This window comes from Eikenella sp. HMSC071B05, assembly GCF_001811325.1.
Taxonomy (GTDB): Bacteria; Pseudomonadota; Gammaproteobacteria; order Burkholderiales; family Neisseriaceae; genus Eikenella; species Eikenella corrodens.
Map to the genome: position 1 here is coordinate 1 of NZ_KV804534.1, position 1,683 is coordinate 1,683.

Genomic DNA, 1,683 nt, shown 5'->3' on the forward strand with positions numbered 1-1,683 from the left:
AATGTCTTGGCGCAGCCGAGGCTGAGTTTCTGTGAAGCTAAAAAACACCCCTCAAAGAACATGCCGTGCCCAATATCCCCGCCATCCCATCCCATCCGAACATCCCCACGACTGCACCCTCTCCCCCTGCATGCTGCTGCCGATGTGGCTGTGGCGGTGGTTTTCGTCTGCGCCATGGCCGTTGCCTCGGCCGGTTTATCCGCCGGCGGTGATGCCTATGTTTGGTTTGCCGTCATATCGTACGGTCGCACCGACATTCCAACCACTGCTCTGATGGCGGCTTTCTTCGTTTTGGCCAAAGGTGGCCGACTGCAGCCGGATGCGGTTGTCGGCGGCCAACAGGGTGCCGCCGGCACCTTGAATGTCCGAACCGGTCACGGTGATGTTCGATGCTTGTCCCGCTCCGGTGGCGTGCAGGCGGGTTTTGCCGCCGGCGTTAATCCTGCTCTCTTGGGCACGGCTAAGGTCGCTGCGGACTTCACTACGGTTCTTTTGTTGCCTGTAACTGATGCTGATGCCGATTTCCCCGATATTTTTACGCCCTCCGGCCAGGTCGCGGACACTTTGGACGGTTTGGTAGCCCTGCCATGCGGCATTGGCTGCCGCCATGGCACTGACTCGTCCGTTTCGGCTCTGTCCTGCCTGCCGCTTTGTACTGCCGAATGGACTTGTTGTGCCAGGTCGGTAACGGGCGAACTGAATGCCACGGTTAAACCTTTTTATTCATAGGTTCGGGTGGTTTAATCAATTAGTTTTACGTATTTAATATAAGTCTCTAAATTTTAAGTCTCTTGAGGCAATATAATCAGTACCACTCCTATCTATATAGCCAGTAGCTTCTTTTATTTCAATGCTATCTATATTACCATTCATCACAGGAAAGCTTCCATAAATGATGAACTTGTGATCTGATAATTTTTTACTAATCGATATGTCATCTTCCATAAGAAATTCAGCATTATTATTTATTTTTGTTTGAAATCTAAATAATATTTTCCCTTCATAAACCTTAGCATATTCGGGGGAATTAATACTAAAATTTTTGTAAAAATGAATAATAGAAATACATTGTTTATCTATGCAATAATAAGCTATTTTTTGTGGGTCAAGATAGCGGCAATATATATAATACATACCAAAAAATATTACTCCTATCAATATAAAACCTATTTTGATAATATATGTTTTTCGATAGTATGATGTATGATATATACAATATATTATAAAAAATACCAAAATGAATGTTAAAAAAAATATCCAATTACCGAATACCATTGAATATATCTCCGATACTTGGTACATTATTTGGAGTAAAATTTCTCATGTTATTATTTATCCATATTCTGTGTAGTCCTAAATTGTAACCATATCTACTTTTGTAGTATTGATATGGCAATTCCCCATACATAGGAGGTGGTCCGTAAGTTTTACCTCTTAATCTGTTCCATGTTACTGCTGGTGGCCCGCCTTGTTGCAATGCGCCACTGGCTTTTTGAAAATCATCAAAAGATTTGGGGCTGACGTAGATTAGCAGTTATGCCAGGCTACGAAAATGCAGATAACAAATTGTAAATTAAGCAAGAGAGTTCAAAAGAAACTACTTGAATTTTTTGTGCTCCAAGTTACTGCCCGGTCCGCTGCCGATATTTTGGACATTCAGCCCAACTCCGCCATTCTGTTCTA

General features: G+C 43.1%; 2 protein-coding genes and 1 pseudogene. 1 reads left to right on the top strand and 2 read right to left on the bottom strand.

The window, feature by feature from the left end:
* Positions 1 to 195: 195 nt before the first annotated feature.
* Together HMPREF2796_RS00930 and HMPREF2796_RS00935 are read right to left on the bottom strand one after the other, a co-directional pair.
* Positions 196 to 609 (bottom strand): hemagglutinin repeat-containing protein, encoded by a 414-nt coding sequence (locus HMPREF2796_RS00930; RefSeq protein WP_070630254.1) that lies wholly within the window; start codon positions 607 to 609, stop codon positions 196 to 198.
* Positions 610 to 762: 153 nt separating this feature from the next.
* Entirely contained in the window at positions 763 to 1,134 is a 372-nt protein-coding gene (locus HMPREF2796_RS00935) for a hypothetical protein (protein WP_035573747.1), read from the bottom strand.
* Positions 1,135 to 1,552: 418 nt separating this feature from the next.
* On the opposite strand from HMPREF2796_RS00935, the pseudogene HMPREF2796_RS10660 reads away from it, so the two are divergent.
* A pseudogene (locus HMPREF2796_RS10660) lies at positions 1,553 to 1,683 on the top strand (IS1595 family transposase); the annotation flags it as partial.

What these genes read in the sequence shown, in the direction of transcription:
- HMPREF2796_RS00930 (WP_070630254.1), bottom strand. Translation starts at nt 609, where the DNA reads ATGGCGGCAGCCAATGCCGCATGGCAGGGCTACCAAACCGTCCAAAGT.
- HMPREF2796_RS00935 (WP_035573747.1), bottom strand. Translation starts at nt 1,134, where the DNA reads ATGTATTATATATATTGCCGCTATCTTGACCCACAAAAAATAGCTTAT.